This is a genomic window from Cytobacillus sp. FSL R5-0377, from assembly GCF_038004385.1.
Taxonomy (GTDB): Bacteria; Bacillota; Bacilli; order Bacillales; family Cytobacillaceae; genus Cytobacillus.
This window is the reverse complement of sequence record NZ_JBBORA010000001.1, coordinates 3,568,623-3,585,439: the sequence shown is the minus strand read 5'-3', so window position 1 is coordinate 3,585,439 and position 16,817 is coordinate 3,568,623. Positions and strand designations below refer to the sequence as shown.

The window sequence follows — 16,817 nt, the reverse complement described above, 5'->3', positions numbered from 1 at the left end:
AAGCTATAGTCATACATAGTTTAAATTATGAAGACAAATATTTTCACATCTATTCGAGGTGAGTTAACAGTGAAAAAACTAAAAGGACGAATGGACGAAAGCATCCTTGTCTGTGTTTATTACGGCCCAAATGGTGAAAAGTTAATTCACCGCGGATGCCAAATAGCCAGTATGCTTGATTGTCCTTTATATATATTGACCATTGATCCAAAACCTTTTGATGAAATGGATGCGGAGAAATCACATTACATTACCAGATGGAAACAATTAGCCGATCACTATAGTGCTGATGCTTTTATTCTGAAGGATAATGAAAAGCGGCCGGTATCAAAAGTAATCACTGAAGTGGCAAGAGAAAAAGGCATTACACAAATAATTCTTGGCCAAACAGCTCAAAGCCGCTGGGAACAAATCGCCAAGGGGTCCATCATCAATATACTTCTCCGGGAAATCCCCTTTGTGGATCTTCATATCATTTCTGTGTCCCGATATCTGAAAGATCAGGAGGGACAGTTTGAAAAAGGCGTTCGTGCATACCTCGTTAAGGATGGAAGCAACTATCGTGTGACTTTCAAACATACGAAGGATGCTGAATATGAAGGAATCTTCTTTAAAGATCAGGGTACTGACTTTAATAATGGGGTTTTTAAGTTTATGAAAGACCAGAAGACACATCAAGTCATCGTAACTGAGGACATTATATCCGACTTAACTAATGTTGAACTAGATGAATCCTTGAATGATGATGATGAATAATGAAATAATTCCTCCTCTGCTGAAATGCGGAGGAGTTTTTTTATGCTTTCACGTCAGGCTAGAGATTAACATCTACCTTTACTAATTGCTTCTCGCCTCTCTCAATTCCTAAATAGCGCAAAGTTTCTGCAGATGAGTGGTGATTATATATGGACATAATGATTGATATGGCAATCCCTTTTCTGTAAGCATGATAACCAAAAGTTTTACGGAGTGTGTGTGTTCCGATTTTACCCTGTATTCCCGCTTCCTTGGCAGCACTATTTATGATCCGATAAGCCTGCTGGCGGGTTATTGGCTGATTATTCTTCTTGGATTTGAAAAGAAAATCGCATTCAGTAAAATCATGCTGGGAAAAATATTTCCTTAATTCTTTTTTCACACTGTTATTTAAAAAATATGCTTTCTGTTCATTGCTGCTTTTAGAATCAGCACCATTGTTTAAATCATCAATATAAATAAATTCCTTTATTTCTTTCCCATCTGAAACATCACTGATTTTTAAAGAAAGGAGATCACTGACTCTAATACCTGTATTTATTCCCAATACAAACAGCAATAGATCACGCTGTGATTGTTTCTTTAAAATCTCTTTAATTTTATTAATACTCTTGATGTCCTTGATAGGATCAACATATTCCACTAGATTCCCTCCTGCATCTAATGTTACTTAACTACATGCTATCAGAAACTAAGTAACATTACAAATGATTCATATGTTTTTTCTTCACAAAAGAAACATGCAAGAGGAGTACAACCCCTTGCATGTTTCACTGCTTTTAATTCGCCTGCTTTTCACCGGCAGTGTAGCTTTTAAAGGTTTTCAGAACTTCCACATAGCGATCCTTTGAAACAATTGGTATTCCTTTTTTTAATTCTTCACATTTTGTGCTTTCTAATTTTCCTAAATCGATTTGAAAGAATGACTGAATAATATTCGTTTTTTGCGGCTTTCCATTGAAAATGGTCAGGGTACCGTCCTCCGTGACACCGAAATACCCATTAGCTTTTAATAACGGAGATATATCATCCATTTTCCTGCGAAATACCATATAATCTATATCCATATCAACAAGCTGCCATTGATCATATTTAGCCCAGAAATCTTCAAGAGTCCATATGGTTTCCTCTATCGTTTCCTGGCTCACTTCTCCATCCAGATACTCTCTTTCCAAAATGACCTCCATCTTAAGAGGACCTTCAATGTTTTTTTCCTCACTGTTAGATTCCACTTCATGAACAGAGTTGGTCTTTTCATTAATAATGGCTGCGTCTGCCTGAAAAGAAAAAAACAAAGAAACAACTGCAAGAACGAGAATTCCACATATGGATTTCAATATCGATCACCTCTAATTTATAACTTGAAGCATTGATTAAGCATTACTATAATTCCTAATATTATTATGACCAATATTTCCATATTCATCCCGAATGTATAGTTTAGCTTCAATTATCAATCTAATCGTGATGCACGACTTGCACCATCACTTGATTCGTTACAGCATGTCGATTAACTAAATTATTAGATAGAGGGATCATTAATATTTTGAAGGAGTATTGATGTGACTTTAAAAGCCAAAAAAGGCAAATTAAAAGACATAAGCCCAGTATCAAACCAGTCTCCTATCTTTTTATTTGCCTATCTTATTGTTTCATTTTTTCAGTTCTGACTAATTATATTGATTTCACCATGCCACCATCTACAAGTAATGAACTTCCGGTTACATAAGAGCTTGCATTAGAAGCTAAAAATGTCACTACTTTCGCAAACTCTTCTGGATCTCCGTATCTTCCCAACGGGATTTGTTTTTTGGATGCTTTCTCAACTTCTTCCTTTGACACCCCTTGTTTATCTGCTTTTACTTGATCCAGGAATGCGACTCTGTCAGTAGCCACCCTTCCTGGTGCTACTGTATTTACAAGAATGTTATAAGGGGCCAGTTCCTCAGCAAGGCTCTTGGCCAATCCTACCACACCCAGGCGGAATGTGTTTGACAGGATAAGTCCTGGAATTGGCTGTTTAATTGATGAAGATGCGATATTAATAATTCTGCCTCCTCCTTTTTTTAAGTCAGGGAGAACCTCTCTGATTAACCGAATATAACTTAATAGATTTAACTCAAAGGCTTTCTGCCAATCCTCATCATCAAATGCATCAAAGGTTCCCCCCGGTGGTCCCCCGGCATTGTTAATTAATATATCTATTTCCCCTAAGTCATCCCTAGTCTTCTGTACTAGCGCCTTGATGTCCCCAGGTTTAGTGATGTCGCATCGAAAAAATGACACATCCCCTTTCCCCTCCTCCTGGAGCTGTTCTTTTACTTTAAACAGTTTTTCTTCATTACGGCTTGTCAGCATTACATTAGCACCCTCATTTACTAACTGGGCTGCAATAGCTTTTCCAAGCCCCTGACTTGATGCAATAACCAATGCTGTTTTACCCTCTAATCCAAAATCCATAATAAAATCCTCTCCCGTTCTTAAATAGTTTATTTTTAGAACTTTAATTCTTTCAGTGCATCTTTATTAACTACATATTTTGGCTTTTCTCCATCATTAACCAGCTTTATATTTTGAAAGGCCATTTTAAGGACTCTATTTAGAGTATCACGTGTTCCTGCACCGATATGGGGTGAGGCAATTACGTTTTCCAATGTGAGCAGTGGGTGTTCTGGACTGACAGGCTCACTTGCCCAGACATCTATACCAGCTCCTGCAATCGTACCATCACAAAGTGCATGATATAAAGCATCCTCCTGAACAATACCTCCCCTCGATACATTAATGAGAACTGCATTTTTTTTCATAAGGTTTAATTCATATTCGCCAATAAGCCCCTTTGTTTCAGGCAGAAGCGGGATATGAAGACTAATAATATCAGAATTTTCCAGCACTTCATTGAGTGATAAATATTGAGCATCCAGTTCATTTTCCAGGTCTTGGGATACACGGTATTTATCATAATAAATAATGTTTGTACCAAATGCCTTAGACCTTTTTGCCGTTTCACGGCCAATATTGCCAAATCCTATAAATCCATGCGTTTTTCCTTCCATCTCAAAAGAAGACGGCCGGAATTCCCACATAAGCCACTTTCCAGCTTTGGTTTCTTTATTAAGAATTATCAATTTACGAAATAATGATAATATTAGCAAAATTGTCAATTCAGCTACACCCGTTGAGTTTGCTCCAGGAGTATTGGAGACAGGAAGACCATGTGTATTAGCTGCTGATAAATCAATGTTATCTACACCAATCCCGGTTTTCTGCAGAAACCTGGCTTTTGTTGCCTTTGAAAACACTTCATCACCTATTTGCTCTGTCGCAACAAGTAAATAATCAGCCTCAGGAAGTATTTTCTCACGATCACGATCATTCATTTCATGCCAGAAAAGCAAATCGAATTCCACAGGCTTATGTTCAATAAGAATTTTTTTGAAGTCATCAAATACTCTATCAAAATAAATTATTCTTTTATTCACTTTGGTCAGATCCCTTCATATTATTTAGATGACTTCTATTTTGCCATCATTATCTGTGTTTCGATTACCCTTATTTTTTCTCCTTCTCCAGTTCATATAAAGAGGAGATAAGAGTGTCAGGATAATAAGCAGGATTAAAAACAAACAAATAGGCCGTCCCATGTAATAGGCAAGCAGGTCGCCTTTTGCCATCAGCATGGATTGCCGCATTCCATTTTCAGCAATTGGACCAAGTATCATGCCTAGAACAACTGGTGCTGGGTGAAAGCCTGTCTTCCTCATAAAGTAACCGATTACACCAAATACAACCATGATCCATACGTCAAATATATTATTATTGATAGCGTAAGACCCAACTGCACAAAGCCCAATTATTACTGCTCCTAAGATATTTTCAGGGACACTTGATACCTTCACAAAAAACCTGGCACCAGCCAATCCAACTATACCTAATAAAACATTGGCTATAATAAATCCAAAAATAACTGAATATGTTACACCAGCATGGGTTGTAAAAAGTTCGTGACCGGGAACAAGCCCTTGTATCATTAAACCGCCTAAAAGAACTGCTGTTGTTGCACTGCCAGGGATCCCAAGAGTCATAAGCGGTATTAACGCTCCGCCGGTTACAGCATTATTTGCTGCTTCGGGGGCTGCCACCCCTTCTATACAGCCTTTTCCGAATTTATCCTTATCTTTAGAGAAGCGCTTCGCTTCATTATAAGCTACCCATGAACCGATATCTCCCCCGGCCCCCGGCAGCATCCCGACAAAGGTTCCGAGTCCTGATGAACGAATGATCGTGGCAAATATACTCTTGAACTCTTTTTTTGTAGGGATAACACTTCCCGATAATGCATCCTTGGATATTTTTTGCTGTTTTCCCTTACCTCTCTTTTCAGCTTGGATCATGACTTGTGAGAGTGAAAAGAGACCAATCATAGCTGGTACAAGAGCAACTCCTGATTCCAGCGTGACACTGCCAAATGTAAATCTGGGATAACCTGTAAGAATATCCACTCCAACCGACCCTATTAGAAGTCCAATTACACCAGCTGTTAAGCCTTTCACCATCGATTTTGCAGCAAGTCCGCCAATGATGGTCAAACCAAAAACCGCAATTAAAAAATATTCAGGAGCACTAAAGGCTAATGAAATTTTTGAGAGAGGCGGCGCTAAAAAAAGAAGAGCAAGTGCACTTATAAATCCGCCAATCATAGAAGAAATGGTAGAAATGCCAATAGCTTTTGCTCCCTTTCCCTTTTTAGTCATTTGGTATCCATCCAAACTGGTGGCAGCAGATGCCGGAGTACCCGGAGTATGAATTAAAATGGCTGAAATCGATCCGCCATACATTGCTGCAGTATAGATCGCTGTAAGCATGGTTAAGCCGGCAACAGGTGACATTGCAAAAGTAATCGGAATTAATAATGCTACTGCCATTGTGGCACTCAGACCGGGCAGCGCACCGATAACGATACCACCGACAACTCCCATTATTAGAGCAGCAATTACTTCAAATGACATTAAATTTTGCAGGACTTGACTCATAATATCTGCATTCATAGTTACTGAACCCCCTTATTCAAAGAAAATTCCTGCAGGCAGCTGTACATTTAATTGAATGACAAACACCAAATAAACAAAAAGATTTAATCCGCCAATTGTAAATACATATCCTTTCCAGCTTTTCACCTTCATATATGCTAAAAATGATGCCATAAACAATATTGTGGCCGGGAAAAATCCAATGAAATTCATTAGGAGTACATAAATACCCACAATTATCACAGTTGTAATCGGAGCTTTCAGAATGCGCAGGTCAAGAGCTTCCTCATCACCTTCATAGGTTTCAGCTTGCCCATTTTGTAAAGACTTGGTTTTTTTTATGCCTCCTATTAAAATAAAGATTCCAAAAGCGGTAAATAGTAATAGAAGTATTCTTGGAAATAAGGCTGCTTCTTCTATCATGTTAAAAGTTTGAATATAAAGAAAGACAGAGATAATAAACATTACAAAACTGATATAAATGTCCTGATGACATTTTTTTCTCATGAATACTGCTCCCCTTTCAAGACAGGCCGGGAGCTAATCCCGGCTCCCCATATTATTTACCAGCCCATTAAATCACTTAATGCTTTTACACCATCTTCATCATCTTTTAACAGCTGTTTATACTCATCGCCATCACTATAATCAACCTCTAATCCCATATCTCCCATTTTTTCTATTTGTTCTTCATTTTTTATGCCCTTCTCAAATGCTGCTCTCAGCACCTCAAGGATTTCAGGATCAATGCCGGCAGGAGCTGCTAATCCTCTGGCAGACCATGAGGTAACTTCATAGCCTTTCTCTAATAAAGTTGGCACTTCCGGAAGGAATGGTGACTTTTCTTCCCCCATTACCCCTATGATTTTTATTTCACCATCTTTGTGCAGGCTTGCCAGTTCTCCAACATTAGCAAATAACACATCAACATGCCCTCCAAGTACTGAAGCTCGGCTATCAGCTGCCCCCTTATTATGAACCGGCTTGAATTTCGTTCCATACTTATCATTGATTTTTAATGATGCATAATGATCATCACTTCCAACACCAGTAGATGTCGCAGTAAGTTCATTATTCTTTGCATATTCAATTAGTTCCTCAATATTTGTAAAACGATCTTCATCTGTCCGGATTGCAATAGCTCCCGGATCAATCACATGGTTTGCAATAGGCTCAAAACTTTCCAGATTTTGCTTACGGTTTAATTTAGGATCTAAGTACCCCGTCATTAGGTTTGGTGTGTTTATATAACCAATGGTGTAGCCATCGGGTTTAGCATTTGCCAATTCACCCCAGCCGACCCAGCCTCCGCCGCCTGGCTTATTAAGTATATTCATAGTTACTCCAAGTTCTTTTTCAACATAGGGTATAAGAATTCTTGCTCCAACATCTGTTCCTCCTCCAGCTTCATATGCCACGATTACATTAATAGTCTTCTTAGGATAATCAGCTCCTTTTGATGAACCTCCTGTATCACCAGATGTCTTTCCGCTGCAGCCGGTTAAAGCAATAAAAAGCATAAGTCCAATTATTACAGAAAAAGCCTTCTTCATTTTTATTCCCCCTTGATTTTAAGAATAATTTATAAGTGATGTGCAAAAGATTAACTATCCTGTCCCTCCTTTGAATCTGGCATTACCTGGTGAAGCGCTTACATAAAGGTGAATAATCTTTTAAGGCAGCCTTGTCACACAAAATTGTTCATCATGCCCTAAAATTTCAGCTTTAACCTGCTTACCTGAAGCAACTTCTATGATTTCCTGATAGATTTCCTCACCGGCCTGTTCCAAAGTTTTCTTTCCCTCCAAAACAGTTCCGGCATTAATATCGATATTCTCCTTCATTTTTTCATAGGTTTCCGGGTTTCCTGTAATCTTAATGACAGGTACTCCAGGGAAACCTGTCGGGGTACCCCGTCCAGTTGGAAAAAGTATCATATGCGCTCCTGCAGCGACTTCACCTGTAGAAACCTCACCGTCATGGCCCGGTGAATCCAACAGAAATAATCCCTTTTTATTTGGCTGATGCCCATAGGATAATACCCCGGTAAAAGGTGCATTTCCAGATTTCTTCATGCTCCCGAGTGATTTTTCTACTACACTTGATAAACCGCCATCATAGTTTCCTTTTGAAATTAAATGGGTTCTCTCCTGATTGCTTGATTGCTGAGTCTGTTTCCTTAGCTTTTCTTCAGTACGATCAATGGTTCTATGAATCAAATCTGCTACCTCATTATTTATTGCTCGTTTTGCGAGAATTTCTTCCGTTCCAATTAATTCTGTTATTTCGCTTAGAATAGATGATCCTCCCTGAGCTACAAGCTTGTCTGAGGCATATCCAAGAGCCGGATTTGCTATTAAACCAGAAGTCATATCAGAGCCTCCACAATTTAAACCTATCATTAATTCACTTACAGGTAATTCCTCGCGTCTTTGCCTGGAAGCCATTTGAACCATTTCTCTTGCAGCCATAACCCCTTTTTGGATGGCAGCAATGCTATCCCCTTCTTGTTGAATAACAACTGTTTCAAGCATTTTTTGCGAAGGAGCAATACCTTCTGCCAATTCATAAGGCGAAAAACGTTCACATCCCAATCCAACTACTACTACACCGGCGAAATTAGGATTATTGCCAATGGCTATTAACGTTTTTGCCGTTACCTCCAGGTCTTCACCTACTTGGCTGCACCCAACAGGATGGCGAAAATAGACGGTTCCTGGCACTTGGTATGCAATTCTTTCAGCTACCTTTGCTGAGCAAAATACAGAAGGAATAATAGCGATTTGGTTCCTAATCCCTACTTTTCCATTTTTTCTGATGTACCCCCAAAATGTATCAGCCACTTTTTTTCCCCCTTTCACAAAACATATTATGGCTGTGCACCCATCCACCTCTTTTTAAAGGTGAGTTCATTCTTCCAATCTCCTCGCCATACTTCAACACCTGTTCATCAGCATCCAAATCTTTAACGGCAATTTTATGTCCAAAAGGGATATCTTCCAAAACCTCAATCTTTATTACGTTTTCTCCTATCCTAACTGAACAAATATCCTCTTTTATCAAATCAGATAGAGCTACGGCTACATTGTCCTTTGAATCAATAACTATTGCTGCTTTTTGTTTTACTGCTATTGACTTCATTCATTTCCTCCTTTTTAACATTCAGTAATTTTTCTTAGAAGGTCACCATTCGCATTAAATTCCAAAGCAGAAATAACGCCCTTTTCATAAACTTTGCCAGACTGTTCTAATTCGATTAATACTGGTTTGGATACTAAAACCTTTCCTAAGTGCAGGGTATTCGGTATTTGAATAATTTTCAGTGCAGATCTTTCAATCCCAGGTCCCAGGCTTTGCAAAGCTGTTTCAATTGCATCTTTTTCAGATTTATAGATTAAAGGCAGCATAGCTCTCTGCAAATATGTACTGGTTAAAGCATTTGTGTAGGTCGATTTCCGATCGATTTTATTAAATAAGCGTTCCGTAGTAAAATCAGCAAGCCCAATTCCTTGTGCATTTCCAAATGATTTATCGGCCAGGTCCAGAACAACGAGACGCCCAATCTGAGGACTTTCCGGTTCCTCCACCCCTGAAATACGCCACCGGCCTATAATATTCGGATCCACTCCCGTTCCGCTAAAACACTTTCCCATTTCCTCAATGATCAGCAAATCTGCATTTTCGATTGGAAGGCTAGGCATCATTGCTTTTGATTTCACAAGAAGTTCAGATTCCTTTTGATGCCAATCTTTTTTTTCTATTCCTTTTATTATTGCCGTTTCATCAAATCCATTTTCAACAATTGCCAACCCAAAAAGAATTGGACTTTTTTCAAAAGCAATCCGGGAGACACTTTCAATATTGCTGGCCATTTTCATTGCACCATCTCTGTGAATAAAGGTAGCTCCTTTTATCTTCCCCAAGCCAATTGCAATCATTTTACTCAAACCGCTTTCTACTCTGCCGCGGAAAGCAGTGTGGGCCTTTACCCTGTTTACTACAATGATCCCGTCTGCAGAATAAGCATGACGGTCCATATAAACCGGAGTACCTTCATGTGTATCACCAATGTGCTCAACATCCATAGAAGAATATATTGGAGCACCAACAGAATTTTCAGTAATCCCAAGATGGTGCAATACCTCAATTTGCCCTTCTGCAGTAGCCCCTCCATGGCTGCCCATCGCAGGAACCAAAAAGGGAACTACCCCTTTTGCTTTTAATATTTTTACGATAGATCGCAAAATGATTACAATGTTAGAAATTCCTCTGCTGCCTGCAGTAATTGCCACTTTGGCATTCCTGGGGAGATTGCTGATGAGTAAATACTTTTCAATTTCTGCAGAAACCGTTTCTTCAATTCTCAGAAGCTTTGAATCTGTGAATTTTTGATTTATTTCTATCAACTCAATCAATTAATCCCCTCCTAAAGTGTTCTTTTTAATTATATTAATATTTTAATATGGTCAGACCAATTCTCTAACAAAAAGTCCTTTTTATCCACAATTTCGACTCGTTAATTGATAGTTTAAATAAATCTGAAAATTTTGTCAACATTAATTTAATTTTTTTTCTATCTCTATCTCTGATCCCTAACTTATTGTCTAGAAATAAAGGTAATATCGTTAATTTTCAGAAAAATTATTCAATTATCCTGATACATATGATAATATAAAAAAATAATGAATAAAATGGTCATACCATAATATTAAATTAATTTTTGTAAAGGAGTGATTGTTTTGTCAACCGATAATAAAAATCTTACCTCCTATGGAGATTCTGGCTTCAGCCGTTTTATCCGACAGGCATTTAATCGCCATCTTGGTTTTAGTCCTGAAGATTTTAACAAGCCAGTCATCGGGATCTGCAATACCAAAAGTGAAATCAATCGCTGCCACTCACATATAGAGCCGATAATTGAGGCGATAAAAAAAGGGGTATTAATGGCCGGGGGTATTCCTCTGGATTTTCCTACTATTTCTCTCGGTGAAATCAATACCAGTCCCACCACGATGCTATACAGAAACCTTGCTGCAATGGATACCGAAGAGATGATTCGGGCACAGCCGATTGATGGTGTTGTTTTAATTGGGGGATGTGATAAAGTTACTCCCTCCCAGCTGATGGGTGCAGCAAGTGCCGATATTCCTTCTATTATGATTACCGGGGGACCCATGAATAATGGCGAGTATGAAGGCCGTACCCTGGGAGCCTGTTCAGATTGCCGGTTTTTTTGGCAAGAATATCGAGGAGGCAGTGTGGGAGTGAAAGAAATAGATGAAATTAATGCTGCATTGGCTCCAACTGCAGGTCACTGTATGGTTATGGGAAGTGCCAGTACAATGGCTGTGTGCACGGAGGCGATGGGGATGATGCTTCCAGGAGGGGCCGCTATCCCCGCTACAGAAAACCGCCGTCTAAAACATGCAATAGAAACCGGCAGAAAAATTGTTGAGTTAACTGAGAAAAATATTACACCTTCCCAGATCATTACACGCAATTCACTGGAGAATTCCATCCGAGCCTTAATGGCTGTTGGAGGATCAACAAATGCAGTTATTCATTTAATTGCTATTGCGGGAAGACTTGGTATAGAATTGCCGCTCCATTTATTTGATGAAATCAGCAGGACTACGCCGTTAATTGCCAACCTTCGGCCAGCCGGCCAATATCAAATGGAAGATTTCTATAAAGCAGGGGGAACCCCCGGAGTATTAAAAGAAATAGAGTCCCTGCTGCACCTTAATGAAGTGACAGTTACAGGTTCAACACTTAAAGAAAATTTAACAAACGTAACTGTGTCAGAGGTATACCGGCATATTATTGTACCTTTTGAAAAACCACTACATAAAGACGGGGGAATAGCCGTTTTAAAGGGAAATATAGCACCAAACGGGGCAGTCATTAAACCAAAAGCAGCTTCCAAATCATTGCTAAAGCATCGGGGAAAAGCGGTAGTATTCACTTCAGTAAAGGATATGGAAAACAGAATTGATGATCCTGGGCTTGATATACAGCCTACTGATATTCTTGTCCTTCAGAATACCGGTCCTGTCGGTGCTCCTGGCATGCCGGAAGCCGGCATGCTTCCCATACCCCAAAAGCTTTTAAAACAGGGAATTAGAGACATGGTCAGAATTTCAGATGCCCGTATGAGCGGTACAGCATTTGGAACTGTCATACTTCATGCAGCCCCTGAAGCTGCTGTCGGCGGGCCAATCGGCCTTGTAAAAACAGGGGATATTATAGAATTGGATGTAGAAGAGAGGAAATTGGAATTGCTTGTTTCTGAAAAAGAACTTGAAAGACGGAAAGCTGATTGGGTCCCCCCCATATATCATAAGAGGGGCTATACAAGATTGTTTCAGCAGCATGTTCTTCAGGCCGACCAGGGCTGCGACTTCGATTTCTTGCTGGCACCAATTAAAGAAAAAACAGAAAAATAAATTACGAATCATTATGTACAGGAAAATTTTCAGGCTGCCGACATGGTCGACAGCCTCTTTTTATATGATAATAAACATATAAGGATTTTCTCTAATGTTTCAATGTTATTATGGAAATAGGGTTTGTTAACGTGCTAAGAGACTTCTTCGACCCTTTAATAAAGTAAATCATAAAAGGCACACCAAAAGATAGTGCGCCTTTTATTGGAAATAAATTTACAGTGTTAAATTATATCCTTAGGCCAATTGTTGTTTCTCCGATTTGTTTTTAACTTTCAAGTCCTTAACAGGATTAACAAGAGGTTCAAATCCGTCAATATGGCACTCAACGATATCTCCATCCCGAATAACTACCGCACCAGGTGTGCCAGTGGAAATAATATCTCCAGGGAGAAGAGTCATAACCTTGGAATGAAATGATACTAGGTCCCATGGACGGAATGTCATATTTGCCACTGTGTTTTTTCGGTGAATTTTCCCATTAATCACAGTTGAAACATTAAGCTCCAACACGTTCTCAACTTCATCTGCTGATACAAATTGAGGGCCAAAGCTAAAAAATGAATCAAAACTCTTTGAACGGGTTAGGTACCGTGGATTTCGCTGCAGAATGTCTTCAGCTGTCATATCGATAATAGTGGTAAAACCTGCTACAACTGAAGGTGCATCCTCCTCCGCAACATTTTTGCATTCCTTTCCAATAATTATGCCTAGTTCTGCTTCAGCAGTAGTTCTTTCGGATTGCAAGGGAATCGAAATGGTATCATCCGGACCAATAATTGATGTATCAGGCTTCATGAAGCTGGCAGGTTCTGTGTTAGGGGCCTTTTCACTTAAATCAGATGCGTGTTCCACATAGTTTAATCCAATTCCCCAAATTTTACGGGGATATCTGTACAAAGGACAATATATTAATTCATTGTTCTTAACAACTAGTTCAGAATCATTTAACTCCTGATAATTTGACTCAACCCATGATGTCAAATCATCTAATCGTCCACTTGAAAGAATATTCAAAAAATTTAACTCGAAGTTTTGATTGTAATGTTTGTTAATTGTCTCAATTGGAACTGCCCCATTTTTCGAAATAACTGCAGTCTGTTCATTACCGTTGATTTGAATAGTTGCTAAACGCATTAGAATCTCTCCTCTATGTTTATTTTTATACTAAGCTATTAAAAATATTTGTTCTAATTTTATAATGATTTGCCACCCTTAATAGTTCGCTGATGACTTCTTTAGATATAGGGATGCCATTTTTTGTACGGTCTTCTGATTTTTTCATTTCTATTTCGCCAGGCAGAAAGATTTTCTCTGCTCCTTCCATTAATGGCAGCGTTCGAATTTCTCCAATCATTTGATCCATTCTCTTTTTAAAAATCTCCAGCGGCTGAAATAAATCTGCACGCATTACTAAGAAAAATTGACCAGTATTTTGCGCATTTTCCATATCCTTATATAGGTCTCCGATATAAGGACCAAACGCTGCACCGGTAAATAATGCAGAGAGGGTTTCAACTAAAAAGGCAATCCCATAACCTTTATGTCCCCCAACAGGCAGTACAACCCCATCTAATGCTTCTTTTGGATCTTCTGTAGGGGTTCCTGCAGGCGAAAGAGCCCAACCAAGAGGAATTTTCTGTTTATTTTTTTGGGCTAAGATAATCTTACCTCGTGCCACTTTGCTAGTTGCCATATCAAATATGATATCCATTTCTTTTCCTGCTGGAACTCCGTAGGCAATTGGGTTTGTACCAAAGAATCTCTTTTTTCCACCCCAAGGAGGCATATTAGCTGGGGCATTAGTTGCAGCAATTGCTATGCAATCTTCTTCTGCCGCTTTTGCTACATAATCTGCAAGCATTCCACAATGGTTTGAATTATTTATGCCTACAATTCCTATGCCAGAATTTTTCGCTTTCTTGATTGCTAATTCAATTCCATATGTCGCAACAGGTATTCCCGAGGTATTTTGGGCGTCGATAAGAGCACTAGCAGGTGTTTCATAGCTGTGCACTGGATTAAATTTCTTGTTTACCAGTCCTTTATCCAATCGCTTTGTGTAAACCTCAACACGGCTTATGCCATGTGAGTCAACGCCTCTTAAATTGGCCAGCACAAGATGCTTTGCAATCACAGCCGCCTGCCCATCATCCAAACCGGCTCCTAAAAAAACTTCTTTAATAAATAACTCAAGGCTTTCCCTTTCAAATCTCTCAGTATTGTTAATCAACAATCTCACAGCCTTTCTTCAGCAGTATATTATCAACCCATGTCCGGTCCCATTTTCCTTCGTAAATGGATTTAATAATTTCCTTCTCTTTACTCGCTAAGGATTTTGCTTTTTCCAATACGGCAGAGGCATCTTGTTTAGGGATAACAATTACTCCGTCATCATCTCCGACTATAATATCACCTGGGGAAACAGGCACATTCCCACAACTAATAGTAGTATTGATTTCACCTGGGCCTTCTTTATATGGGCCTCTAGGTGATCCCCCTTTCGAAAAGACAGGGAAACCCATTTTGGCAATTCCGGTTAAATCCCTGACAGGACCGTCTACTATATAACCTCTAACCCCCTTCACCTTAGCATAATGACACATTAATTCACCTAAAATTGCATTTCCCATATCCCCGCATGCATCTATGACGATAATATCCCCTGGCTTAGCAAGGTCCATCGCTTTATGTACCATCAGGTTATCTGATGGATGTGTTCTTACTGTTAAAGCGCTTCCAGCAATGTGTATGCCTTGTTTATTTACAGGCTTTATCCGGTAATCCATTGCATATAATCTTCCCATTACATCTCCTATGTTAGGTGTCGCTATCCCTTCATATCCTTTTAGTACATCAGAAGGGGCCCTTTCAAAATTCCTTTTAATTCGAAAGCCTGCATTACTCATTCCGTCGCCTCCCCTTATTATATAATAATAAAATATTATGGTCAGACCATTTTTCTCAAAGAATCGAGAATACGATCCTTTTTTGCTACTTTTTTATATTAGTCAGGATTTTTCTTTCATTCTGAATAAGGTGGTTCCTCATAGCAGCTGCCGCATCCTTAGAATTTTTATTTTTAATGGATTCCAATATACTCTTATGCTCTTGTGAAACAGCTTCAAAGCGGCCAGGAACATTCGAAGACTGCATTTTGCTTAAACGCATTCCTTCTTCAAACTTCTCGGCAATTGTCTCAAATACTTCCTTATAAATAGAATTGTTTGATGCTAGAATAATTGAATAATGGAATTGGAAGTCCTCTTCTACCCCTAATCGTCCGGCTTTATGGGCTTCTATTAAATTCTCGTGTGCAAGGGCAATTCTTCTAATATCCTCTTTTGTTGCTCTGTCTGCAGCAAGTGCCACAGCTTCAGTTTCTATCCCCCTCCGAAACTCAAGTATTTCCTGAATCTCTTTCTTATTAAGAAGATTGTTGCTTACTCTAAATCCTATGGTTTCTCCCTTAAGGTCTTTCAGGAAAATACCTGCCCCTGATCTTTTTTCAATAATCCCATTAGCCTGTAAAACACTCATAGCCTCTCTTACTGCTGTTTTGCTGACCTGGAACAAAGAGGATAGTTCATTTTCAGATGGGAGTTTCTCACCAGGAGCTATGCCTTCTGCTTGAATATACTCCTCAATTGCACTAATTATTTCTTCGAATAGTTTTCTTTTCTTTATTGGCTTTAGTGCCATATAATCACCAGTTTCCTATCGTCTTTTCTTTGAGGTATTTTTTATTATGGTCTGACCAAAATCCACAAATATATGTTGCTTAATTAAAATTTTAGTTAATTTAGACTTTTTAGTCAAGAGGAATTTGCTATTCTTTCACTTTCCTTTTTGTTAGAATTTAACTAAAAGATTTTAATTGAGGTAATAAATATGGAAAATAATTATCAAATTCGTTCAGTTCCCAGGATGTTCGAAGAAGTAACCCGCTCCATTATAAATTATATACACGATGAAGAACTGACTCCTGGTGCAAAACTTCCTCCCGAAAGGACTTTAAGTGAACTACTTGGGGTAAGCAGGTCTTCCATTCGGGAAGGTATTCGGATACTGGAATTGTTAAATTACCTTGAATCACGTCAGGGCGGAGGCACATTTGTCTCGATTCCCACTCCATTTATTATTCCATATAGGCTTATAAAGCAGAGTGTTGATTATGGTAAATTAAAGAAGTATTTCGAAATCGCTTTATTAAATGCTGAAAAAATCATCTTTCTGACAATGAATGATTCTTCATCCACTCAGTTGAATACGAGTAATAAATCATTTTGGATGGAATTTTCTGATTGGATAAACCTTTTGGGTAAACAGCTTGAAAATGAGTATTATTTATCTCTATGGAATACTGCATTTTCAGTAGTGTATGAAAATAATTTCCTCGATAGCCTAAATGTTTCTTCAGATATAAATGAATTGAAAATAGCCTATTATAAGAGAGATAAACAACTCATTTCAGACTTCTTTATGACATTAATTAAATAACCATAAAACACATTTCTCCCAGCTACGCGTTGTAAGGATATGGGTTTTTTTAAAAGCTGCACAAGTGTATTTAATGTAAAAGAAT

General features: G+C 38.6%; 17 protein-coding genes. 3 read left to right on the top strand and 14 right to left on the bottom strand.

Annotated features, from left to right (window positions below; translation table 11 throughout):
* Positions 1-69 precede the first annotated feature (69 nt).
* Positions 70-756 (top strand): histidine kinase, encoded by a 687-nt coding sequence (locus tag NSQ49_RS18210; RefSeq protein ID WP_251284462.1) that lies wholly within the window; start codon positions 70-72, stop codon positions 754-756.
* Positions 757-814: 58 nt separating this feature from the next.
* On the opposite strand, the gene NSQ49_RS18205 is transcribed toward NSQ49_RS18210, so the two are convergent.
* The 10 genes from NSQ49_RS18205 to NSQ49_RS18160 form a co-directional block, all read right to left on the bottom strand.
* Positions 815-1,399, bottom strand: a complete 585-nt coding sequence (locus NSQ49_RS18205) for a tyrosine-type recombinase/integrase (RefSeq protein ID WP_251284463.1) — start codon at positions 1,397-1,399, stop codon at positions 815-817.
* A 136-nt stretch (positions 1,400-1,535) separates the two neighbouring features.
* A complete protein-coding gene (locus NSQ49_RS18200) occupies positions 1,536-2,018 on the bottom strand; it encodes a BofC C-terminal domain-containing protein (RefSeq protein WP_396399266.1) in 483 nt (160 codons plus the stop codon).
* A 412-nt stretch (positions 2,019-2,430) separates the two neighbouring features.
* On the bottom strand, positions 2,431-3,216 hold the full coding sequence (locus NSQ49_RS18195) for an SDR family oxidoreductase (protein ID WP_251284465.1): 786 nt from the start codon (positions 3,214-3,216) through the stop codon (positions 2,431-2,433).
* 35 nt (positions 3,217-3,251) lie between these two features.
* Complete coding sequence (locus tag NSQ49_RS18190) at positions 3,252-4,238, bottom strand: 2-hydroxyacid dehydrogenase (RefSeq protein ID WP_251284466.1); 987 nt, start codon at positions 4,236-4,238, stop codon at positions 3,252-3,254.
* A gap of 24 nt (positions 4,239-4,262) precedes the next feature.
* On the bottom strand, positions 4,263-5,804 hold the full coding sequence (locus tag NSQ49_RS18185) for a tripartite tricarboxylate transporter permease (RefSeq protein WP_251284467.1): 1,542 nt from the start codon (positions 5,802-5,804) through the stop codon (positions 4,263-4,265).
* A 15-nt stretch (positions 5,805-5,819) separates the two neighbouring features.
* The gene (locus NSQ49_RS18180) at positions 5,820-6,293 is read right to left on the bottom strand and encodes a tripartite tricarboxylate transporter TctB family protein (RefSeq protein ID WP_251284468.1); all 474 of its coding nucleotides are present in this window, start codon (positions 6,291-6,293) and stop codon (positions 5,820-5,822) included.
* A gap of 56 nt (positions 6,294-6,349) precedes the next feature.
* Positions 6,350-7,339 carry a tripartite tricarboxylate transporter substrate binding protein gene (locus tag NSQ49_RS18175; protein WP_251284469.1) on the bottom strand — a complete coding sequence of 330 codons (990 nt, stop codon included), beginning with the start codon at positions 7,337-7,339 and terminating at the stop codon, positions 6,350-6,352.
* Positions 7,340-7,459: 120 nt separating this feature from the next.
* Positions 7,460-8,629, bottom strand: a complete 1,170-nt coding sequence (locus tag NSQ49_RS18170) for a UxaA family hydrolase (protein ID WP_251284470.1) — start codon at positions 8,627-8,629, stop codon at positions 7,460-7,462.
* On the bottom strand, positions 8,622-8,927 hold the full coding sequence (locus NSQ49_RS18165; RefSeq protein WP_251284471.1) for a UxaA family hydrolase: 306 nt from the start codon (positions 8,925-8,927) through the stop codon (positions 8,622-8,624). The genes NSQ49_RS18170 and NSQ49_RS18165 overlap by 8 nt, the downstream gene beginning before the upstream one ends.
* Before the next feature lie 14 nt (positions 8,928-8,941).
* Entirely contained in the window at positions 8,942-10,201 is a 1,260-nt protein-coding gene (locus tag NSQ49_RS18160; RefSeq protein WP_251284472.1) for a lactate racemase domain-containing protein, read from the bottom strand.
* Positions 10,202-10,525: 324 nt separating this feature from the next.
* Between NSQ49_RS18160 and NSQ49_RS18155 the strand changes: the two genes are divergently transcribed.
* Complete coding sequence (locus NSQ49_RS18155) at positions 10,526-12,232, top strand: IlvD/Edd family dehydratase (protein WP_251284473.1); 1,707 nt, start codon at positions 10,526-10,528, stop codon at positions 12,230-12,232.
* Between the two features lie 237 nt (positions 12,233-12,469).
* On the opposite strand, the gene NSQ49_RS18150 is transcribed toward NSQ49_RS18155, so the two are convergent.
* From NSQ49_RS18150 to NSQ49_RS18135, 4 genes are all read right to left on the bottom strand, one after another.
* The gene (locus tag NSQ49_RS18150) at positions 12,470-13,369 is read right to left on the bottom strand and encodes a fumarylacetoacetate hydrolase family protein (protein WP_251284474.1); all 900 of its coding nucleotides are present in this window, start codon (positions 13,367-13,369) and stop codon (positions 12,470-12,472) included.
* A gap of 25 nt (positions 13,370-13,394) precedes the next feature.
* A complete protein-coding gene (locus tag NSQ49_RS18145) occupies positions 13,395-14,474 on the bottom strand; it encodes an Ldh family oxidoreductase (RefSeq protein ID WP_251284475.1) in 1,080 nt (359 codons plus the stop codon).
* Positions 14,458-15,141, bottom strand: a complete 684-nt coding sequence (locus tag NSQ49_RS18140; protein WP_251284476.1) for an RraA family protein — start codon at positions 15,139-15,141, stop codon at positions 14,458-14,460. The genes NSQ49_RS18145 and NSQ49_RS18140 overlap by 17 nt, the downstream gene beginning before the upstream one ends.
* 85 nt (positions 15,142-15,226) lie before the next feature.
* Positions 15,227-15,934, bottom strand: a complete 708-nt coding sequence (locus NSQ49_RS18135) for a FadR/GntR family transcriptional regulator (protein WP_251284477.1) — start codon at positions 15,932-15,934, stop codon at positions 15,227-15,229.
* A 189-nt stretch (positions 15,935-16,123) separates the two neighbouring features.
* On the opposite strand from NSQ49_RS18135, the gene NSQ49_RS18130 reads away from it, so the two are divergent.
* Positions 16,124-16,732 carry a FadR/GntR family transcriptional regulator gene (locus NSQ49_RS18130; protein ID WP_251284478.1) on the top strand — a complete coding sequence of 203 codons (609 nt, stop codon included), beginning with the start codon at positions 16,124-16,126 and terminating at the stop codon, positions 16,730-16,732.
* Positions 16,733-16,817 lie beyond the last annotated feature (85 nt).